The sequence below is a fragment of the Aciduliprofundum boonei T469 genome (assembly GCF_000025665.1).
GTDB classification, from domain to species: Archaea; Thermoplasmatota; Thermoplasmata; order Thermoplasmatales; family Aciduliprofundaceae; genus Aciduliprofundum; species Aciduliprofundum boonei.
In genome coordinates, this window is record NC_013926.1 from 539,527 (window position 1) to 558,616 (window position 19,090).

17 protein-coding genes and 1 tRNA gene are annotated in these 19,090 nt (G+C 39.4%); 9 read left to right on the forward strand and 9 right to left on the reverse strand.

Going from position 1 to position 19,090, the window contains the following annotated elements; genetic code table 11:
• Complete coding sequence (locus ABOO_RS02810) at window positions 1–1,257, reverse strand: tripartite tricarboxylate transporter permease (protein ID WP_008082695.1); 1,257 nt, start codon at window positions 1,255–1,257, stop codon at window positions 1–3.
• Window positions 1,258–1,377: 120 nt separating this feature from the next.
• On the opposite strand from ABOO_RS02810, the gene ABOO_RS02815 reads away from it, so the two are divergent.
• Entirely contained in the window at window positions 1,378–4,395 is a 3,018-nt protein-coding gene (locus ABOO_RS02815) for a PKD domain-containing protein (protein WP_008082256.1), read from the forward strand.
• Window positions 4,396–4,397: 2 nt separating this feature from the next.
• Here the strand turns inward: ABOO_RS02815 and argS are convergent, their stop codons facing one another.
• From argS to ABOO_RS02855, 8 genes are all read right to left on the reverse strand, one after another.
• Window positions 4,398–6,050: an arginine--tRNA ligase gene (gene argS / locus ABOO_RS02820; protein ID WP_008082055.1), complete on the reverse strand. Its 1,653-nt coding sequence runs from the start codon at window positions 6,048–6,050 to the stop codon at window positions 4,398–4,400.
• A gap of 38 nt (window positions 6,051–6,088) precedes the next feature.
• Window positions 6,089–6,436: a hypothetical protein gene (locus tag ABOO_RS02825; protein ID WP_008082342.1), complete on the reverse strand. Its 348-nt coding sequence runs from the start codon at window positions 6,434–6,436 to the stop codon at window positions 6,089–6,091.
• Window positions 6,437–6,620: 184 nt separating this feature from the next.
• Window positions 6,621–6,744: transfer RNA gene (locus ABOO_RS02830), tRNA-Arg, on the reverse strand.
• 1 nt (window position 6,745) lies between these two features.
• On the reverse strand, window positions 6,746–6,898 hold the full coding sequence (locus tag ABOO_RS02835; protein ID WP_008082546.1) for a 30S ribosomal protein S27ae: 153 nt from the start codon (window positions 6,896–6,898) through the stop codon (window positions 6,746–6,748).
• Between the two features lie 2 nt (window positions 6,899–6,900).
• Window positions 6,901–7,200, reverse strand: a complete 300-nt coding sequence (locus tag ABOO_RS02840; protein WP_008082512.1) for a 30S ribosomal protein S24e — start codon at window positions 7,198–7,200, stop codon at window positions 6,901–6,903.
• 2 nt (window positions 7,201–7,202) lie between these two features.
• Window positions 7,203–7,712: a GTP-dependent dephospho-CoA kinase family protein gene (locus ABOO_RS02845; RefSeq protein WP_012997173.1), complete on the reverse strand. Its 510-nt coding sequence runs from the start codon at window positions 7,710–7,712 to the stop codon at window positions 7,203–7,205.
• Window positions 7,684–7,869: a transcription elongation factor subunit Spt4 gene (gene spt4 / locus ABOO_RS02850; protein ID WP_008082199.1), complete on the reverse strand. Its 186-nt coding sequence runs from the start codon at window positions 7,867–7,869 to the stop codon at window positions 7,684–7,686. The genes ABOO_RS02845 and spt4 overlap by 29 nt, the downstream gene beginning before the upstream one ends.
• Window positions 7,866–8,465, reverse strand: coding sequence for a DNA-directed RNA polymerase (locus ABOO_RS02855; protein ID WP_008082115.1), 600 nt, complete (start codon window positions 8,463–8,465; stop codon window positions 7,866–7,868). Before ABOO_RS02855 ends, spt4 begins: the two co-directional genes overlap by 4 nt.
• A 76-nt stretch (window positions 8,466–8,541) precedes the next feature.
• Here ABOO_RS02855 and ABOO_RS02860 point away from each other — a divergent pair, with 76 nt between their 5' ends.
• From ABOO_RS02860 to ABOO_RS02895, 8 genes are read left to right on the forward strand one after another with little or no spacing between them, the layout of a single operon-like run.
• On the forward strand, window positions 8,542–9,183 hold the full coding sequence (locus tag ABOO_RS02860; protein WP_012997174.1) for an HAD family hydrolase: 642 nt from the start codon (window positions 8,542–8,544) through the stop codon (window positions 9,181–9,183).
• Window positions 9,184–9,207: 24 nt separating this feature from the next.
• A complete protein-coding gene (gene tgtA, locus ABOO_RS02865) occupies window positions 9,208–11,028 on the forward strand; it encodes a tRNA guanosine(15) transglycosylase TgtA (RefSeq protein WP_008082606.1) in 1,821 nt (606 codons plus the stop codon).
• Window positions 11,029–11,066: 38 nt separating this feature from the next.
• Window positions 11,067–11,540 carry a P-loop NTPase family protein gene (locus tag ABOO_RS02870; RefSeq protein WP_008082597.1) on the forward strand — a complete coding sequence of 158 codons (474 nt, stop codon included), beginning with the start codon at window positions 11,067–11,069 and terminating at the stop codon, window positions 11,538–11,540.
• Window positions 11,537–12,406: a tRNA-intron lyase gene (gene endA, locus ABOO_RS02875; RefSeq protein ID WP_008082552.1), complete on the forward strand. Its 870-nt coding sequence runs from the start codon at window positions 11,537–11,539 to the stop codon at window positions 12,404–12,406. The genes ABOO_RS02870 and endA overlap by 4 nt, the downstream gene beginning before the upstream one ends.
• 21 nt (window positions 12,407–12,427) lie before the next feature.
• The gene (locus ABOO_RS02880) at window positions 12,428–15,682 is read left to right on the forward strand and encodes a PKD domain-containing protein (RefSeq protein WP_012997175.1); all 3,255 of its coding nucleotides are present in this window, start codon (window positions 12,428–12,430) and stop codon (window positions 15,680–15,682) included.
• A complete protein-coding gene (locus ABOO_RS02885) occupies window positions 15,634–16,440 on the forward strand; it encodes a zinc ribbon domain-containing protein (RefSeq protein ID WP_008081974.1) in 807 nt (268 codons plus the stop codon). The genes ABOO_RS02880 and ABOO_RS02885 overlap by 49 nt, the downstream gene beginning before the upstream one ends.
• Window positions 16,437–17,768: a zinc ribbon domain-containing protein gene (locus tag ABOO_RS02890; RefSeq protein WP_008082034.1), complete on the forward strand. Its 1,332-nt coding sequence runs from the start codon at window positions 16,437–16,439 to the stop codon at window positions 17,766–17,768. The genes ABOO_RS02885 and ABOO_RS02890 overlap by 4 nt, the downstream gene beginning before the upstream one ends.
• Window positions 17,765–19,087 (forward strand): tripartite tricarboxylate transporter permease, encoded by a 1,323-nt coding sequence (locus tag ABOO_RS02895; RefSeq protein WP_008082435.1) that lies wholly within the window; start codon window positions 17,765–17,767, stop codon window positions 19,085–19,087. Before ABOO_RS02890 ends, ABOO_RS02895 begins: the two co-directional genes overlap by 4 nt.
• Window positions 19,088–19,090: the final 3 nt, after the last annotated feature.

Consider the following 19,090-nt stretch of genomic DNA (forward strand, 5'->3'; position numbering starts at 1 on the left):
TTATAGATAAGCAATAAGCACGGGAATTATAATTACGCTCATCAGATGCACTCTCATTATGCCAAGTTTTGGAGGCAGCAGGCCTATGAGGGTTGCAACTATTCCAAATGCTACGCCAATAATGCCCGTGAAAATGAAAATTATGGCGAAAAGAATAATAATTAATATGCGAGATATCAAGCCATATCTCTTTCCTATTTTTCCAATTCCCTTGGCAAACCATTTCCCTAACAATATTGTTATGAAGAATGAGAGCAAGGATGCAATTGCCACTGTTAAGAGGATGAGCAGAAAGGATGAGGGTGGAAATTTCGTGTTGAACCAAACAGGTATGTTGAGCATTTGAGTTATTATATTGACAGCGGCACTCCTTGGCCTCAAAATAAGGAATAGAGCTGTAAGATTGAATATATAATTTGCAGTATTCACGCTTCCTAAAGCGTAGAGAAAATCCTCAGTATCGTCCTCCTTTATGAAAATTCTTGATATTGCTGCTGCTACTCCAGAAGTCACGCCGGGAAGAAATCCGACTAGAGAGCCAGAGAGCGTACCCACAAGAGATGAAATGTAGTGTTTTCTCTCAATTTTTGGCTTAACAATTCTCTGCTTGGGTACTATTGTATTTTGAGAGAGTAGTAAAACGGGTATGCCAAAGAGCCCCGTAAAAATGGGGAATAGGATGCTCATTCCTTTACCAAATATCACATAATTATGGTTCAAAGGGAAATGCAGGGCTATGTATCCAAAAGTTCCTGAAATGGTAATTACAAGTATGGAGAGAAGCATGCTTTTCAAATTTTTCTTACTTTCCATATATAGTAGGCCTAGAATTATGAGAAGAAGGAGCAAAGGGGTGTAAAAATAAAGATATTTTGCGAGATTCATGTTTACAAGTGCAATTTGAAATAAGGGAATTAAAGGCAATGCGAAAATGGTGGCTAGGAGGGAGCCATAAGTTGAGATGTATATTGCTTTGAAACCATCTCCCTGCAAGAGTAATCTGTGCATAGGGAGCACTGATAAGGAGGTATCTTCATTTGGGGCACCCAAGAATGTGGAGGGTATAAAGTCCACGAATGTATGTGTTATCATATTTGCAACGATTAGATTTGCTAAAAGTAATGGGTTAGTATGGAAGGAGGCGTATATGCAGAGAATTATTGCGGCAACATTATTAACATGAAGTCCGGGCATCAAGCCCGTTATTATGCCAAGCCCTACACCAATAAGCACAAATAAGATGTAGAGTAAAAGCATATATCCTCATTTTTTAGGACATATTTAATTTTTCTCCAAGCATTTTTGATTTTTCAGAAAAGTATATAAATAGAAAGTGATTTTACCCCACACCGAAAAGAAAGATGGAGGGAAAACCCTATGAACACCAAAAATTTGAAAAAAGGAGAAGTGATCGCAGCGATTGCGTTGCTGCTGCTTAGCGCCCTGGTATTTGCAGGGGCAGTGAACGCTCTTGAGCCACAAACTGGAGAGATGAGATTCGTTTTAATCTATCATGATGTTATTACTGGAGATAGTGATTTTCTTTCTGGAGTGAGTGTATCTCTGTTTGAGATTAATGGTAAATATATATCATCCGCTGTATCATCATCCAGCGGAGTTGTGAAATTTGAGAATATACCCTATGGAAATTATGCTCTGAAAACCGATGGACAGGTCAAAGGCAACTATTTCTATGATGAATCATTCGCCACTGTAAAGTTTGACTCTTCTGGCTTGCATACTCTTGATGGCAACAGTTTCTGGAGCCTAAATGTGAATAGGTATCCTCTTCCAAATGTTCTTAACCTAACTGTAGAGAAGAATGGAGAAATCATACCTGCTCATGTATCTGTTTATTTCAAGAATGTAGAGATTGCGAGCAAGAGCATTGATACTTATGGTTTATTTAACCTTCCTGATGGAAAGGTCACATTGAAGATAACATACTTGGATGGCGGAGTTAGCAAGGCTTACTACAAAGAATTGGCAGTTAGTGGAAATATGAATCTAACAATTAATGTGGGAAATGCAAAGAAGATATGGGGTATAGTGGAGGATTCTTCCACAGGTTTGCCAGTGGCTACAAATGTGCACATAACACTCATAAATGAGAGCTCCAACGAGTTTAATGTTTTGCAATTCCCTGGCGGGCCGTTTAGCTTCTACCTTGTGGCTCCTCAGAATTACAAGGTAGTAATAACTGCAGATGGTTATGGAATTAAGAGCTATGCCGCCACGGAGCTTATGGGCTCTTCACCCGCAAAGATAGAGTTGAATCCTGTGGAGAATGATATTAATTACACCATCACCTTATCTAATGATCTGAAGACCATAAATATGGTTTACACGATGGATATAACAAACGAGACAATTCTTGCAAATCTTCCTTACAACGATACCGGAGTGCTCTATTACCAGCTCAAGTTCTTGGGTGTGGATAATGCATATCTTGAGAATTATTTCACAAACAATGTTGCCAAGTACACCACCAATTTGATAACTCTTGGCGGCAATATCTACGAGCTATCCACATACACTTCCGACTGGAAGGTAATAAATGCTGGAAATGAGGAGTTTAAAGTTACAATTGATGCCACTTATGTAAACGAGAATATTTCAAAGGATAATCTGCTTAAGAATGGAATGGTGGAGCTTGACCTCTATGGTGGGCAAACTACATATCTTGGAGCTAAGCTAGTTTACAAGTATACAATTCAGCTTCCAAGTGATTTAGAGAGGAGCAATGAGGTGCGTGGAGCCGCTGTTAATGGTTATGTGAATACCCTCACGATAACAGACATAAAGACATCACCTGTTAAGATAGATTTGAAGGAGAGAAAGAGTCCAGCCATGAATGTAGATCCACTGCATTTCAAGTTTGGATGGACAAAGATGGAGAACAAGAATTATGTTGTTAATCAGAGTGCAGACAATTATACCATCGTAGTGCCAGCAGGAAAGAGTGTATGGTTTAATGCATCCAAGGTTGTTTACGATATGGTTCGTAATAAAGTGGATCCAGAGAACACCACTTACACCTGGGTATTTGATGGGCAGATTAAAGCTTCAGGAAAGGGTGTTTATAATGTCACAAGCACATTCTTGGTTGGAAAGCACATCTTGCAGCTTAAGGTTGCAGATATAGGTGGAAACACAAATGAGACGAATATTACAATCCTTGCAGATGCTTATTATCCTACTGTGAATATGGTAATTGAGTACCCATCTGGCAAGATGGTTGCAAAGGTAAACATGGCGGCTGATATGAAGACTTTGAATTATGATGTATATGGTAAGAATGGGACAGTGAGCATAGTGAATGGAACTGCCTCCATACCCGTAACTCTAACATTTAACCAGACTCAGGAGATAATTTATGATGCTTCCAAGAGCTACGATACATATGATGGCAAGAATAAGGTTGATTTGCCCTTAAATGTGGTTTGGAATTTCAATGGAGTCAAGACCACAGGGCTCAACAAGACTTACGCCTTTGAGAAGCCAACAAGAAATGGCACTTATACGATAAGTGTTAAGTTTACAGATGCGGTTAACAACACCGTTACCGTTAACTTCAAGGTAATAATTAAGGATATAACTCCACCAGTGCCCAAAGTGAACATAACATCTGGAGGAAAGCAGGTAGCTGAGATTAAAGAGGGAGAGCAGGTGACATTTGATGCCTCTGCCAGCTATGATCCTGATAATGGTACAATAGTATCTTACCAGTGGACTATAAAGGATCATAATTACAAAGTGCTCAATGAGAGCTCTGGAGATTTCAAGATTATCAGCGGATCTTTCACATCTCCTAAGCTCACTCTTGAGTTCACCCACTTTGGCACTTATTACATAATTTTGAACATCACCGATGCTGCAGGAAATTACAAGGTTTACAACAAGACATTTAGGGTAGCACCAGTTAGACCTGATCTCTCAGTTACAGATGTGCAAGTAAAAGGAGATAGAGTTGAAGGAAGTCAGTTAACATTCGTGGTAAATGTCACAAATAATGGAAACAAGAATGCAAGTGTGTACTATATAATTCTCCTTGTGGACGGCAAGGAAGTGGTGAATAAGACATTCTACAATCTAAGTGCAGGAAGCTCTGTAGAGGATAATATTACATATGCATTCAGTGGAGCAAACAATTATTCAGTAACTGTTAAAGTCTACTGCCCTGACGAGCCAGCAAGCTATACAAGTGATAACAAGAAAGAAATGAACATTGATATTGCTCAGGCACCTTGGAAGACACCTGCCTTGGTTATAGGGGTTATAGCGATAATTATAGTGCTGGGATACATCGGCTGGATTGCACAGAAGAAGAAGGCAGGCAAAGGCAAATTTACAAAGAGGACCAAGGAGAAGAAAGAAAAGAAGGGAAAGAAATAAATCTACATTTTTTCTGGGGCTTCTATTCCCAGAAGCTCCAAAACATCTTTTATTAATTTTTTAAATGCTTTTACAATGGCCAATCTTGTATTTCTCGTATTATCATCTGCCTTCAGCACAGGGCAATCTCTGTAAAACTGATTGAATTGAGATGCTAGAGTGTAAGCGTATCTTGCCATTATGTAAGGGCTCAATCTTCTAACTGCATTCTCAACCATTGAGGGATATTTTGCCATGAGTTTGAGAAGTTTAATCTCTTGAGGATGTGATATGTAATCTATTGAATACTCTCCATTCCAATTCGTTTTTCTCAGTATACTTGCTGCTCTTGCATGGGTGTATTGTATGAAAGGAGCGCTCTCTCCTTCAAAATTGAGTGCGTCTTCCCAGCGGAATGTCATTGGCTTCTCTTCTTGCACATTTAATATGTGGAACCTTATGGCACCAACAGCGATTGCTCTTCTTATTTTTTCCATCTCTTCTTTCTCATATTCTCTATTCTTTATTATCTCATTAACTCTTGCCTCTGCCTCTTTTAGCAAATCATCAAGATATACAACCTTCCCTTGGCGCGTGCTCATCTTACCCTCAGGAAGCTTTACAAAAGAGTAAAAAAGTGCATCTAGTTCTATATTTTCATTTAGAATTTCAACGATTTTCTTAATTGCCTGAAAATGAAGTTTATGGTCCTCCCCTAAAACATCAACATTTTTTCTGGCTCTTTCTCCTTTTAGGAGATGATAGGCTATGTCTCTAAGGGGATATAGTGTTGTGCCATCTCTCCTGAATAGGTATAATCTGTCCTTTCCCTCCACACCGAGCTCTTTCAAATCAATATAGAATGCTCCGTCATCCTCTTTAAGATAATCTTTCAAGGAATCTGCAACATCCCTTGCTCTGTTCACAAGCGAGGATTCCCAGATGAAGCTGTCAAAGTGAATGTTTATGTTTTTCAAGCTCTCTTCGATACCTTTTAGTACAGAGCCTACATATTTCTCCGCCATTTTGCGTAGTTCTTCATCTCCCCTCTCGTATTTCCATATAATTTCTTGTATTTCCTCTTCAATTTTGGGATTCTTTTCCAGTTCTCTATACGCTGCTTGATAATAAGGCACATATCTGTAATCTCCCCTAGTATCTTTTTCTTCGATTTTGATATTTTTTATGCCCCATAGCAGAGTTGCAACCTGCTTTCCTACATCATTTACAAAGTACTGCACTTCAACATCATATCCATATTTCCTCATTACTCTTGCCAGAGAATCGCCTATAATTGAGTTCCTTGTGCGGCCTACATGCAATGGTCCTGTTGGATTTGCACTGGTATGCTCTACAATAACTTTTTCCCTCTTTTGGAATTTGAAAATTTCCCCGCTTAAAATTTCTTGGAGAGTTAATTCCGCTAATTTCCTCGTGTGGATCCAAAAATTTACATAAGGACCCACAGCTTCAATCTTTTCAAAATATTCATCCTTCAATTTTTCTGCAATATCCTTTGCTATGAGTGCAGGATTTTTCTTCATCTCCTTTGCCAGAGAGAAGCATGGAAGTGTGAAATCTCCAAAATTCTCCTTTGCCTCTTCAACCTCCATATTTATCCCGATGTTACGAAGCATAGCATTTGCTCTATCCCTAAAAATCGAGATTATATCCATAGAGCTTGATTGCATAGCTGTAAAAATAACTTTTCCTGTTAGCTTGGATCCTCGTATATTCTCTCCTCCTCTCTTTCTTCAAAAGAAAAATGCTTGGATTTGCTTAATTCTTTTAGGTCTCTTATTACATACTTTATTGCTTTTGATTCAGCGCTTCCCAAGCCAGTGCCTCCTCCAGCAATTATTGTCATCTTATTCTCTTCAATTAATATGCTCACCATCAAATTCCCCTGAGCTCTAAAAAACCATCTTTCAACAAATATTGCATATAGGTTTTGAGCTTTATGAGTGTATATGGGATTTTCCCATTCTTTTAACTTATTATTAAGAGATTCAAAAAGCTCCTCCTTAGATATTCCTCTTACCGTTACTTCTTTCACAATCATAAAAGAAGATAAAAATTGGAAATATTTAAACCATGGTTTAAAACATGTCATCATACATTCCAAGGGAAGATAGCAGGGGGAGAAATAAATAGCAAATCATTCCAAACTATAATATTTCTTTGGGAGTAAAGCACCTATTCCTTAGGGAAGAGTGTAGAGAGAGAAACCGTAGGTGTCTCTTCAGCGGGCCCGCCGGGATTCGAACCCGGGTCAAGGGCTTTCTTAAACCCCTTCTTTACGGGTAAAGCCGCTTTCTTTAGAAAGGGGCTTCCGGAGGCCCCGAGGATATCCAGCTACCCCACGGGCCCCTCATTTCTTTTTAAATTCAGTATATCCGCATTTGCCGCAAGAGTAGCGATCCTCATGCTCAGCCATAAAAACTCCGGGACCGCACTTTGGGCAAAAACGCCTTTTGCGAACGATTTTACCGTCTTTTATTTCATACAACTCTCTTTTTTCCATAATTATTCCTCCTCTTTCTTCTCAATGAGCTTGTTTCTTATGAGAATGTAATCGGGCTCAATCTTCTTTGCATTCTCAACATCATCGTAGATTTTGGCAAATCCAGTTGTGGTTGTTGAACCAAAGGGAGTATGCATATTATCCAAAATTACCCTATTCTTATCGGCATTTAAATTAGCAGCAAGCAAGTTCCTAACCTCATCTCTACTTGGTGTTTTACTCTTGGGGTGAGATACTTCAAACTTTACCTCTACACGGTGTAGTAAGGGATTATCTTTCTTCTCCAATATCTTAAGCTCCATGCTCATACCTCCATTTCCTTTATTATTTCCATAACTTTCCTCTTATCTTCATCACTGACCTTTAGCCAAACTAAACCCGTATTGGGCATTCCATATATAACATTAGCGCCTAAATTTGCAAAAAATACAACAGGTATTACGGCCAAATCCTCCTCCCCATCAACTTCTATCTTCACAGAATCGTACTGCATTGCCTCTCTTACTGCATTCCATAATTCTGGAGTTATCTGGCTGCGAGGATTTTTCACCTTTATGATTTTTTTGCCAAATTTCTTGACATCCTCGTATATTTTTTCTCCCCTCTTTGTTTTGTAATCCACTATTGCAATTTTTGGCTTTATGCCGCGATTTAAAAGTGTGTGGGTAACGACATCACCCACGGAAAAAATCTCACCTTCAATATTCTTCAACTCATCCTCACTGATTAATTTTCCATATATTTTTTGCAGTTTTTTCCTCGTTTCTTCTTTGAGGAGCAACGGCTTATCTAACTCGTAGTGCGTATTCTCCATTATCCGCACCCATTGCCTCTGCGATTTTTGATTTATCCTTGTCAAGAATGAAAACATAACCATGCCACTCGGTTGTTGTCTCTCCACCGCAAGTGGGGCATATATCCTCCGTGGTTATTCTTCTGCAATTGCGACACGCTTTAAGCTCTCCCTTCATTCCTTTCCCTCCTTCTCACCCTTGACCATTTCTTCAATCCATTCAAACTTGCCCAAGCCGGGCTGCCGCATTGTGAGTCCTATCTTGCTTTGTCTGGGATTTGCATCGTTTATGCTCAGAGCAACAACTCTCGCCATTACTTTATCCTTTACCCTTAAACTTCTCTTTGTTTCCCTTCCAATAAATCTCTTATTATCCAGGTCAATATCAATGACATCGTCCATTATCTGGCTTATGTGGAGCAAGCCGTCAATGGGTCCAAACCTTATAAATGCTCCAAATTTAAGGACATCCACAACATCTCCAACTACAACTTCTTGCAATTCGGGATGGAATGCGAGGGCTTTGAATCGAACTTTCTGGTAGACGGCCCCATCCCCAGGTACTATTATTCCCTCATCCACTTTCTCTAAGGATAGAATTAGCACTATTATGTACTTCCTCTCAGCAGGGTCTTTAACCTCGTTGCGGGGGAATGAGTAAACACTACCCTCAATTTTCTCCCTTGCCAGCTCCTCAATAACTTGGTCTATATCCTCGGCTAACATCGGGGGTGGAATGCGAATAACATCCTCTTGCTCAACAATTAAATACATGCTTTGGCGAAAGTTTAAGGGGTTTATAAATTTTCGCATGTGGAAAGGTATATATTGCCTGTGTATATGCACCATTATGCTCAAGCTCGTGATATTTGACTTGGATCAGACTTTAATCAACACACTCCCTCGCTTTTATCGTATATTCAATCTTGCATTAGAGCATTTTGGGGGCAAGAAAATCGATTGGGATACATTTATGAAAGATTATGAGGAGGATACTCTCAACAGGCATGTGCCTGGGGGGCCCAAAGAGTTCTGGGATTACTTTCTCTCTCATTACAACGATATTATGTGTGAGAAGGATAAGCTAATTGATGGAGCAGAGGATGTTCTTAAATTCTTGAAGGAGAAGGGCATAAATGTCGTGATTACCACGGGTAGGATGGTTTCCGCGGAGGAAGTTTGGGATGAGCTTCGCAGGTTTGGAATCGATAAGTATGTGGATTTTGTATATACTCGCCTTGATGGATATGGGGATGGACGCAGAAGAACGGAATTGATAAGGGAGGCAATGAAGAAATTTAATGCTTCCAAGGATGAGACAATGCTCGTGGCAGATTACTGGCCAGATATGCAATCTGGCAGAGAAGTGGGGATATTTACCATAGGAGTGCTTACAGGATTTGAGAGCGAAGAAAAATTAAGGGAGAATGGGGCAGATGTTGTTATTCCCAGCGTGAAAGATTTGATAGATGTTATTAAGAATCGGCTTTAAGTACAACTTTCTCTTTCTCCAAGTATGGAATTAAAGCACAGGGATGGCCTTGCGAGAATTTGTAAATTTAGAGGGGTTGAGACGCCAAATTTAATGCCTGTTGTAAATCCCAATAAGATTGTAATTTCTCCAAGGGATATGTATGAGAGATTTGGAGTTAATGCGCTGATAACGAATTCTTACATAATATGGAAAACCCCGAGATTGAGGGAGAGGGCTTTAAAAGAAGGATTGCATAACATGCTTGATTTCCCGGGATTGATTATGACCGATAGTGGCACTTTTCAGCAGCATGTTTACGGTGATGTAGAGGTCACAAACAAGCAAATTGTGGAGTTTCAGAGGGATATCGGTTCGGATATAGGCACAATGCTTGATGTATTCACAGAGCCCCATTACACGGAGGAGGAGGTTAAAAACGCCATAGATGAGACGGCTCGCAGAGGGAAGGAGGCGAAGAAGTACAAGGGTAATATGCTTCTTGCAGGCCCTATTCAGGGCTCAATATATCCGAAGTTGAGGGCTTACGCCTCAAAGCTCATGAACCGTATTGATTTTGATTATTATCCTATCGGGGGAGTTGTTCCTCTTATGGAAGAGTATCGCTATGCTGAGGTAGTGGAAGCCATAATAATGGCTAAAAAGTATTTAGATCCTTCAAAGCCAGTTCATCTCTTTGGTGCAGGCCATCCCATGTTCTTCCCACTCGCAGCCCTGTTGGGTGTGGATTTCTTTGATTCCGCCGCTTATATAAAATACGCAAGAGATAACCGCCTTCTATTCCCTCAAGGCACGATGTATTTAAAGGAAATTAAGTATTTTCCATATTATTCTCCCGCTTTGGAGAATTATACTCCAGAAGATCTCAGAGCCATGCCCGAGGAGAAGAGGACTAAGATTTTGGCGGAGCACAATTTGTATATGAGTATGGAGGAGATCAATCGCATAAAAGAGGCAATTATTGAAGAGAGAATTTGGGAGTACGCTGAGATTCGTGCTAGACAGCATCCCCAATTGCTCAGGGCATATCGCAAAATTTTGAAGCATCGCAGATTCTTGGAGAAATTTGAGCCAAAATCAAGGAAGAATGCCTTTTTTTATACGGGAGAGGAGAGCATGCAAAGACCCTTCGTTCTAGGGATTAAGAGAAGGTTAAGGCAATTTGATAGGCATGTAATTTTAGAGTTGCCAAGGCCATGGAGCGCGAATTTGGAAACCATTCCGAAAGATGCAGCCGTAAATACACCCTTCGGACTCGTACCTTTAGAGCTTGAAGATAGTTACCCATTTGCTCAGAGTGAATTTCCTTGGGAAGAGAGAAAGATTGTGCCAGAATTCAAAGAAATTATGAGCGCAAAAGAATTTGATATTGCAAAGATAAAGAGCATTGCAGATTATCAATTTGCCAAAGGCGCAGGCGATGCGCTCTTCGAAGGAGAAATAAAAATAATAAAATCAAAGAATACTGGCAAGATAAGAAATGTGGTTGTGGATGGTGAGCATATTGCATCCCTCCGCGCCGAGGATGGATTATTTACCCTAAAACTTGCAGGAGCAAAAAGATTGCACAGGGCTTTTGCATTTCATAAGTTCAGGGTTATTGTGAATGAAGACTCCGCTCAATTCAACAGGCAGGGTAAGAATGTGTTTTCAAAATTTGTTATGGGATGCGATGATAGCATACGGCCCGGAGATGAGGTTCTTGTTGTTGACAGAGAAGATAACTTAGTGGCCATAGGCAAAGCAATTATGAATTGCTGGGAGATGAAAAAATTTTCAAAGGGCATGTGCGTTAAGGTGCGTGAGGGTGTGGAGCATGAGAAATCAAGATTGGTAAAGAAGTAATTGAAAAATTTTAAATAGCTAATGCTATTGAGAGGTGGATGAAAGCACCAAAAATATGGAAACTCTGTGTTATCGGCGATAAAGCAGTGGGCAAAACCTCTTTGATCAGGAGATTCGTTTATGGTACATTTGAGCCGGAGGTTGAGGAGACATTAGAATCTCGAGCTTACAAGAAAAAATTTGGAGATGTGACCTTCTTGATTTGGGATGTTAGTGTTTATGAGCAGAACATAAAACCAATACTCTCTGGTGCTAAGGCTGTTATCATCGTGGGAGACTTAACAAGAAAAGAAACATTGGATACTATGAATCAAATTTCTCAATTCTTAGATGGGCACAAGGGTGAGAGAGTCTTTGTTGCCAATAAGAGTGATTTGAAGTATATGGCTCAGTTTTGGAAGGATGACCTTGAAGAAATATGTGATGGTGTTGCTCCTTATTTCCTGACAAGTGCGAAAACTGGTGAGAATGTTGATGATGTATTCAAATATATCTTGGAAGATGCTGTATGAAAAGAACAATTTGCAACTCTCTTGCGGACAAGCTTTATTCAAGAGGTTTTGGGAATAGAGATGGGAAATGCATAGAACTCTCTTGGGTTGAGTTTGCATATCTCTCCGAGAAAGGAATTTTGGATTACGATTTTGAAGATGTTGTTAAGAAAGCATCTAGAGAAGTACCAAATTTTGATATTCTATTCATCGTTTACAGGGATTTGAGGGAGCGTGGCTATGTTTTGAAGGATAGGGGCAATTATTTTATGGGCCGCAAGAACTATTCAATGGCTTTTTACCCTCTTTCCGATATGGATTATTTTGATGTGAGTGAATTTGTAGAGAAGCAATACCCCTTAATCCTATCCATCGTGGATTTTGATGGAGAAGTAACCTATTATTTGGTTGATATGGTAGAGCCTAAGGGAACTTATTTCAAAATTCCCAAAGAAGAGCTGAATTTTGAGATTTATGGGAAAAGGGCTTTTGTTTTTACAAATTTGCAGGATTTTGAGAATTTGACATATGGAAGGAACGAGGGAACATGGGGGCATCTTAGCCTGCTTGAAATTAAATACCTTGCGGAAAATGGGGTGGTGGGAAAAAATCCACAAGTTGAAGGAGTTTATGATATTTACAAGGATTTGAGAAATAGGGGTTTGATAGTAAAATCGGGATTCAAATACGGCACTCATTTTAGAGTTTATGAGAATAGTATGGAAGAGCATTCCAAGTACCTCGTTCATTTAATTTCCGAGAGAGAAGAGATTCAGAAGATAAGCCGTGCAGTTCGTGTTGCCCATGGAGTTAGAAAAACTCTGCTTCTTGCACATAATTTAAATGGGAAAATTGTTTATTTCAGTGTATCTTGGATCAGGCCTTAATGTTTTAATAGGAAAAGATGCATGAAGGTTAGAATGGTGGAAACTGTCAAGATAAAAGCGGTGGTAATTCTATCAATCCTCGTTATTGCTATAGGCATTCCCGCCATATATTATGCTTCAACAGAAAGGCAACCTACAAACAATCCTCCCGTGGCCATAATAACCGCCCCGTCTAGGGGATATACGGATACTCCCATAGAATTTTCCGCAGCTAATTCTATTGATGATGGTTTTATTCTAACTTACATTTGGGATTTTGGAGACGGAACAAAATCTGCCGGTAAGATTGTGTATCACACTTACAGAGAAGAGGGGAACTATACCGTTACTTTGGTGGTATATGATAATGAGGGAGCATACTCCTATGCAAAGAAAATGATCACCATTGAGAAAAAGCAAGTCAAGGAAATTAAGGTATCAGTTAATGAATTATTAAAGAATGTTTCTGCTTACATAGGTAAGGAAGTTGTTGTGGATGGTATATTTGGATATGGACGCAATTACAGTTTCTTCCTTGTAAATAATTCAGGGTACAGAGGTATAAGGGTTTATGTAGAACCTGGAGCTCAAAGGCCAGAAACTATGCATTATGGAGATATCTTGGAAGTTCGTGCAAGATTTACAGTTTATAGAAATGAATTCGAGTTGAAAGTTGAGAACAATAGCAAGGATTATGTGAAAATAATAGGGTCTGGTGGAAAGAACACTTATGCTAATATAACCCTTCAAAATTGGCAAGAATACAACAATTCATTTATCCATCTAACGGGTAAGGTAACAAAGGTTTATGCCTCTTATAGATATTCCATAGGTCCCTTAACTGTTTACATATCCTTCAATGCCAACCGTACTGGGTCTCCTGCAGTAGGGGATGTTTTTGAAGTTCAAGGATTTTTAACTTATTATCGTTCTTACAAGTACAATGTGAGCTATATGGAAATTTATGTGCGCAACTCCACGGCTGATTTCTCCAAATATGTAAAATCTACCTATCAAAATGTGTCTATGAACTCTTTGCTTGAAGAACCAGATACTTACAATAACTCTGCCGTGCATATTCCATCAGCATTTGTCATATCTTCCTACGCTTCTTGGAATTTTGAGGTGAGCGATAACATAAGCAATAATGCATCTATGCATGTTTATGTTGAAAGAGGAGGTATTGTCAAGGGAATGATATTTAATGGCGCAAAGGTAGAAATATGGGGAAATTTAGTGCTCTATCGTGGGCAGTGGGAGATAAAAATTAGAAATGCTACAACTGATAAGGTTTTAGTTTTGAGCAAGCCAGAATATAAGAATATATCCGTAGATAAACTCCTTGGAAATCCACAAGTTTACAATGGAAGCAATGTGCACTCTTGGGGAATAATAAGTTGGTTATATCAGAATGAGAGCTCTCATTTTACCCTCTTCGGGCTTTTCTGGAATGGAAGCGAGGTAAAAGTTGTAGGATTCAATGGTTCTAGTATAGGGAGTATTCAAGAGGGATACTATGCAGATGTTTATGGAGAATTCACCTCTTATAGGGGAGAATGGGAGATTAAAATCAGGCCCAAGAGCTATGATTATGTTGTGGCACATCCTCAAAGTTATAGAACGACAAATATCACTTCAATCCTTAAAGCTCCTGAAGATTACAACAACACTTTAGTTTATGTGCCTTATGCGAAGGTTAAAAATGTGTTTGCAAACTGGCTTTTCTGGGTTAGCAATAATGTTTCAAATCCTAATGATTTGTCAGTGTATGTTGAGCGTGGCGGGATTGTAAATGGCACTCCTTATTTCAACGCTACAGTGGAAATATGGGGTATGGTCACGCAGTACAATGGCTCATGGGAGCTGAAAATAAGAAACAATACAGATGACAAAGTTGTTGTGATTAGCAACGCAACATATAAAGAGGTATCAATAACCACGCTCTTGAGCTCACCTTTTAAGTATAACAATACTTTGGTTTATGTACCTGAGGCAACGGTGGTGAGTGTATACAATGCCTCCTGGCTATTCTGGATAAGTAATTCCACAAATTCCACCGAGGATGTTAGCGTATATGTGGAAAAAGGAGCTCATATAGATGCCCAGGTTTATGTCGGAGCGAAGGTTGAAGTGTGGGGTATGGTTACCCGATTTAATGGGAAATGGGAGATAAAGATAAGGGCAAACTCTGGGGATAATGTCAAGCTCATAACCCCAATTAGCAATTACACGGTGGTTAATATAACAGAACTCTTGGAGAATACAAGCGCTTATAATGGTACCCTTGTGGAAATACCAAATGCCACGGTGGTAAATGTATACGCTTCTTGGTTATTCTGGGTAAGCAATTCCACTGCGGATATCAAGGATATTGCAGTTTATGCTGAGAAAGGTGTGAAAGTCCCAACCTTGGGCAAAGGTGATACTGTCAAGATTTATGGAAATGTTACATATCATAATGGCTCATACGAGATACTTTTGCGGACAGGTACGCAAGATAAAGTCGTGGTTTTGCATTCCTCCGCTAAATATGTGAATCTGTCCTATTTGCACGAGGTGGATAGCAATGGGACTCTTATACATCTAGGCGAGCAAGTTATCGTGAATGCAACGGTTATTTCTTCTCCAGGGGTATTTTCGTTCACCTCAAGCAGTGGAAAGCCCATACTGAAAATGTATGTGGAAGATTCCACGGGGGGTGTTTTGGTATTTGGTTATGATATGGATTATGCAAAGTTGAATTTAACGGAAGGAGATATGGTACAGATTAGGGGTACAATAGCGCAGTATAATGGGGAAGCAGAGCTTAAGATATCATCTCTTAATTACATAACTTATCTTAGAAAAGGGACAGTACCAAGTCCTCTGGTCATACCTACTGGGTATTTCTCCAATTGGAGCGCTGCAGAGAAGGTTGAGGGCATGCTTGTAAAAGTTCACGGCACTGTCACAAGCGTAAACCAGAATTATGGATATTTTTATCTGGATGATGGGAGCGGTGCAGTAGAGATATATGCAAAAGCAGCAGGCATAGATATTTCAAATATTTCTCAGGGGGAGAATCTAACGGTTATAGGTGTAGTGTCTCAATACGATAAGACATCGCCTTACACCAGTTATTATGAGATATTGCCTAGATATGCATCGGATATAATGCAGAATAATACATCATCGAAAGTTAGTGATAAAAATTTTGTAGGAAATTGGAAAGATAGTGAATTTGGTACATACTTGGAAGAGGTGTATGTATGGAGGATAGATACTGTCCTAATTGCGGCAGATATGTGGGTTCATTAGAAGTTTGCCCGTACTGTGGCACTAAGATACCAAAGCATACCGGGTATTATTACGCAAAATATGGTGCTTTAACATTTGCTCTCATAGGTATAGTTCTCCTTTTAATATTTGCTCAAAATGTGCCTGTACAGTATGTGCACATAAAGGACATATCTCAAACATATAATTACGGCACTGTTGAGATAAAAGGTATAGTTTCTTCTGCACCATCCTTGATAGTTTATAAGGAGGGATCCGCTACACTTTACATAGATGTGGATGATGGCACTGGAATAATGAGCGTGCATGTGTATAGTCCAACTGTAGAAAAATTGGCAAAGGCGAATAAGCTCCCGGGATATGGCGAGTATGTGGATGTCATAGGAGAGGTGTATATAAGGGGAAGCAACATTTATATGATTGTTAACTCACCGGAGGAGATTAATATAATCAAGCCAAAACCCGTGCAGATGAGTATAGCGGATATTAATAGTATAGAATATCCTTATGCAAAATATGTGAGGGTTGAGTTGAATGCAACCGTTCTAAAAGTTTATGAAACTTCGAGGGGTAGTTATGTCCTAAATATAACTGATGGGACAGGTTATATGGATATGTATCTTCCATATTCGGTGGTGTATTTTAGCAATATGGATGTAAAATCTCTTGAAGGTAAGAAAATAAATGTGGTGGGTTCTATAGAATGGTATGGCAGTTTTATGAATGGCTATTGGGAACTCATACCAAGCGACATTAATGATATAAAGGTGATAGGATGAAATGTCCCAGTTGTGGCAGGGATATTCCCGACGATTCCGAGATATGCCCATACTGCACAGCCAGTATAAAACACAGGGTTAGGATTAAAGCAATATATGTTATAGCATTATCTTTGGTAATCCTTGCTGCATCCTATGGGGTGTTGGCGTATTATGGGGGAGAAGTTCCTATAACAAAGATAAAAGATTTGGGACTTACTGATAATTATAATTTCATCCGTTTGCATGGGAAAGTGGAAGGATATCCTTGGGTTTATGAAAATGATTATCAGGTAACCTCATTTAGATTCAAATTAAATGATGGTACTGGCACGGTGACTGTTAAGTTATATGGTAATGTTATAAAAAGAATGGTTGAACTGCATAAAATTCCGGCTATGGGGGATACTGTAGATATCAAAGGTACCTATATGTATAGTTCGAACTCTTTAATTTTGAACAATATAGATTATTTGGAGATAGAGAGCCCAAAACATAAGGGTTTGAATATAAGCGATATTATCAATGCCGCTCCATGGGACTATAAGAATGGTGCTAAGGTTTTTGTAAGTGGGAATATAACAAGTGTAAGAGAATTCAGTTTCGGGTTTATATGCACTATAGATGAGAAACTTGATGTTTTAATTCCCCGTGCTTACTACTCTCTACACATCTTGAACATAAGTAAAATGGGGTCTGCTTATACTAAATTTTATGGTGCTCTGCAGTTCTATCAGCCCGTTGCCCCTTCGGATACATACAAGGTTGTTAATCTTCCAGATTTGCTCTCCCATCCAGAGGCTTATAATGGAACATATATTAGAATTACCTGGGCAAGAGTTATGGATAGGAATCTCTTAACCAATACTATAACTGTTTATTCAAACGGCTCTTCAATTCCAGTTTATGTTAGAAATGGGGTGAAGTATTATACTCCTGGAACCTATGTGGAGATTCAAGGAAAATTTGTAAATTACAAGGGCACATGGGAAATTTCTGTATCTCATAAGAACGATTTTGTAACAGAGCCAAAGTGGGAGTTGATAGCAGACCCAACATACAAAGTTTTAGAGAAAAAAGAGTATGTGCCAAATGGCCCTATGAAAGAGTTCTCCCTTGTTGAGATTAAAGGCAGCGTCGTAGATTACCGTATGTTCTCTTATTCTGCGAGCTTAACCATTTGGGGCAACAACCAAAGCTATGTGGTTTATGTTGAGAATAAGGCAATGATGAAAAATATAGATTATGGAAGGCCTGTTGTTATTAGGGGTATCGTTACATATTATAATGGTCAGCCGGAGATAAAGGTTAGACCATTTACCGGTGATTTGGTGGAGGTGACTGGATGACAATAGCATATCTACTTATGGCTATAGCGTTTGTGATAATAGGCGCCCTGATAGGCTCTGCTTTATCAATGCTTCCCGGCTTGCATGTTTACAATGTGATTGGCTTCTTCTTGCTGTTTTATTTCACGGCATCATTCGTTCTTGATCCTATGCTGATGGTTCTTATGCTTATAGGTATGCTGGTAAGCTATGCCTTTGTATTCACAATTCCTTCAATATATTTCAGTGCTCCTGACGATTCCACAATGTTTGTTCTTATGCCCTCTTTAAGGTATCTCAAGGAGGGACGTGGTCACGAAGCTGTTGTGCTCATAGCTACTGGTGCTTTAACGGGATTGTTTGCAATAGTTCTCGTAGTTCCCCTGTTCATGGGACCTTTATCTATTGTTTGGGATATTGTCTCTACTCATCTTCACTGGATAATAGGAGCTGTTATTGCCTATATGCTTCTTTCAGAGTTTCCAAAAGATTTTGGAAGACACAAGAATCCTCTTCATGGCTTGAAAGAAGGGTGGAAGACCATTATGGCAGGGTATCTCACTTTCTTTCTATCCTCTATCCTGGGTATAATAACATTCAGTAAAACTATAGTTCCTGCAAATCATGCATTTCAGAGCCTTATGGCTCCATTAATTGGTTTATTTGCAACATCTTCCATCATACTTAATTTGATTTCAAAGTACGAGATTCCCGAGCAAAATATACCAAAGAGCATAGATTCCACCCCCAAAGAACTGCTTCATGGTGCAGTAGCTGGCTCTTCTGGAGGTCTATTTGCAGCATTTCTACCAGCGGTAACCGCCGGTGTTGGAGGTTATATGGCATCCCATGGCTTTGCTCAGAAGGGAGACAAAAGCTTCTTGGTATCTATGGGTGCATCTCGTGTGGTTTACTATGTGGGAGCTATAGCCCTATTCTTCCTTCCAGTTTTGCATTTGCGCCGTGGTGCTTTGGCTATGGGTATAAACTTGTTCTTCACACCGGAGAGTGTTCAGCAGTTCTACCTTGTGGATATGGGTATTGCGATAGCTGGGATATATGCATTCTTTGTTGTAATTTATGCCTCCAAGTTCCTTGCTAAGAGAATATACAAGATAAATCCAAAGGTTCTGAATTTGATAGTTCTCGGTATTGTAGTTATGCTGGTTTATTTTATGACCTCTTGGCAGGGATTGATAATAATGTCCGTGGCTACAGCTATAGGCCTAATACCCGTGCTTTTCAACTCACGCCGCTCTCACTGTCTTGCGGTTATCCTTGTTCCGATATGGTTGAATATGAGTGGAATAGCCCTCGGTGGCTTATTCGGGTTGTGGTGATGA

What these genes read in the sequence shown, in the direction of transcription:
- ABOO_RS02855 (WP_008082115.1), bottom strand. Translation starts at nt 8,465, where the DNA reads ATGTATTTAATTGTTGAGCAAGAGGATGTTATTCGCATTCCACCCCCG.
- tgtA (WP_008082606.1), top strand. Translation starts at nt 9,208, where the DNA reads ATGGAATTAAAGCACAGGGATGGCCTTGCGAGAATTTGTAAATTTAGA.
- endA (WP_008082552.1), top strand. Translation starts at nt 11,537, where the DNA reads ATGAAAAGAACAATTTGCAACTCTCTTGCGGACAAGCTTTATTCAAGA.
- ABOO_RS02880 (WP_012997175.1), top strand. Translation starts at nt 12,428, where the DNA reads ATGAAGGTTAGAATGGTGGAAACTGTCAAGATAAAAGCGGTGGTAATT.
- ABOO_RS02835 (WP_008082546.1), bottom strand. Translation starts at nt 6,898, where the DNA reads ATGGAAAAAAGAGAGTTGTATGAAATAAAAGACGGTAAAATCGTTCGC.
- spt4 (WP_008082199.1), bottom strand. Translation starts at nt 7,869, where the DNA reads ATGAAGGGAGAGCTTAAAGCGTGTCGCAATTGCAGAAGAATAACCACG.
- ABOO_RS02825 (WP_008082342.1), bottom strand. Translation starts at nt 6,436, where the DNA reads ATGATTGTGAAAGAAGTAACGGTAAGAGGAATATCTAAGGAGGAGCTT.
- ABOO_RS02860 (WP_012997174.1), top strand. Translation starts at nt 8,542, where the DNA reads ATGCTCAAGCTCGTGATATTTGACTTGGATCAGACTTTAATCAACACA.
- ABOO_RS02840 (WP_008082512.1), bottom strand. Translation starts at nt 7,200, where the DNA reads ATGGAGCTTAAGATATTGGAGAAGAAAGATAATCCCTTACTACACCGT.
- ABOO_RS02845 (WP_012997173.1), bottom strand. Translation starts at nt 7,712, where the DNA reads ATGGAGAATACGCACTACGAGTTAGATAAGCCGTTGCTCCTCAAAGAA.
- ABOO_RS02895 (WP_008082435.1), top strand. Translation starts at nt 17,765, where the DNA reads ATGACAATAGCATATCTACTTATGGCTATAGCGTTTGTGATAATAGGC.
- ABOO_RS02885 (WP_008081974.1), top strand. Translation starts at nt 15,634, where the DNA reads ATGGAGGATAGATACTGTCCTAATTGCGGCAGATATGTGGGTTCATTA.
- ABOO_RS02815 (WP_008082256.1), top strand. Translation starts at nt 1,378, where the DNA reads ATGAACACCAAAAATTTGAAAAAAGGAGAAGTGATCGCAGCGATTGCG.
- ABOO_RS02870 (WP_008082597.1), top strand. Translation starts at nt 11,067, where the DNA reads ATGAAAGCACCAAAAATATGGAAACTCTGTGTTATCGGCGATAAAGCA.
- argS (WP_008082055.1), bottom strand. Translation starts at nt 6,050, where the DNA reads ATGGATATAATCTCGATTTTTAGGGATAGAGCAAATGCTATGCTTCGT.
- ABOO_RS02810 (WP_008082695.1), bottom strand. Translation starts at nt 1,257, where the DNA reads ATGCTTTTACTCTACATCTTATTTGTGCTTATTGGTGTAGGGCTTGGC.
- ABOO_RS02890 (WP_008082034.1), top strand. Translation starts at nt 16,437, where the DNA reads ATGAAATGTCCCAGTTGTGGCAGGGATATTCCCGACGATTCCGAGATA.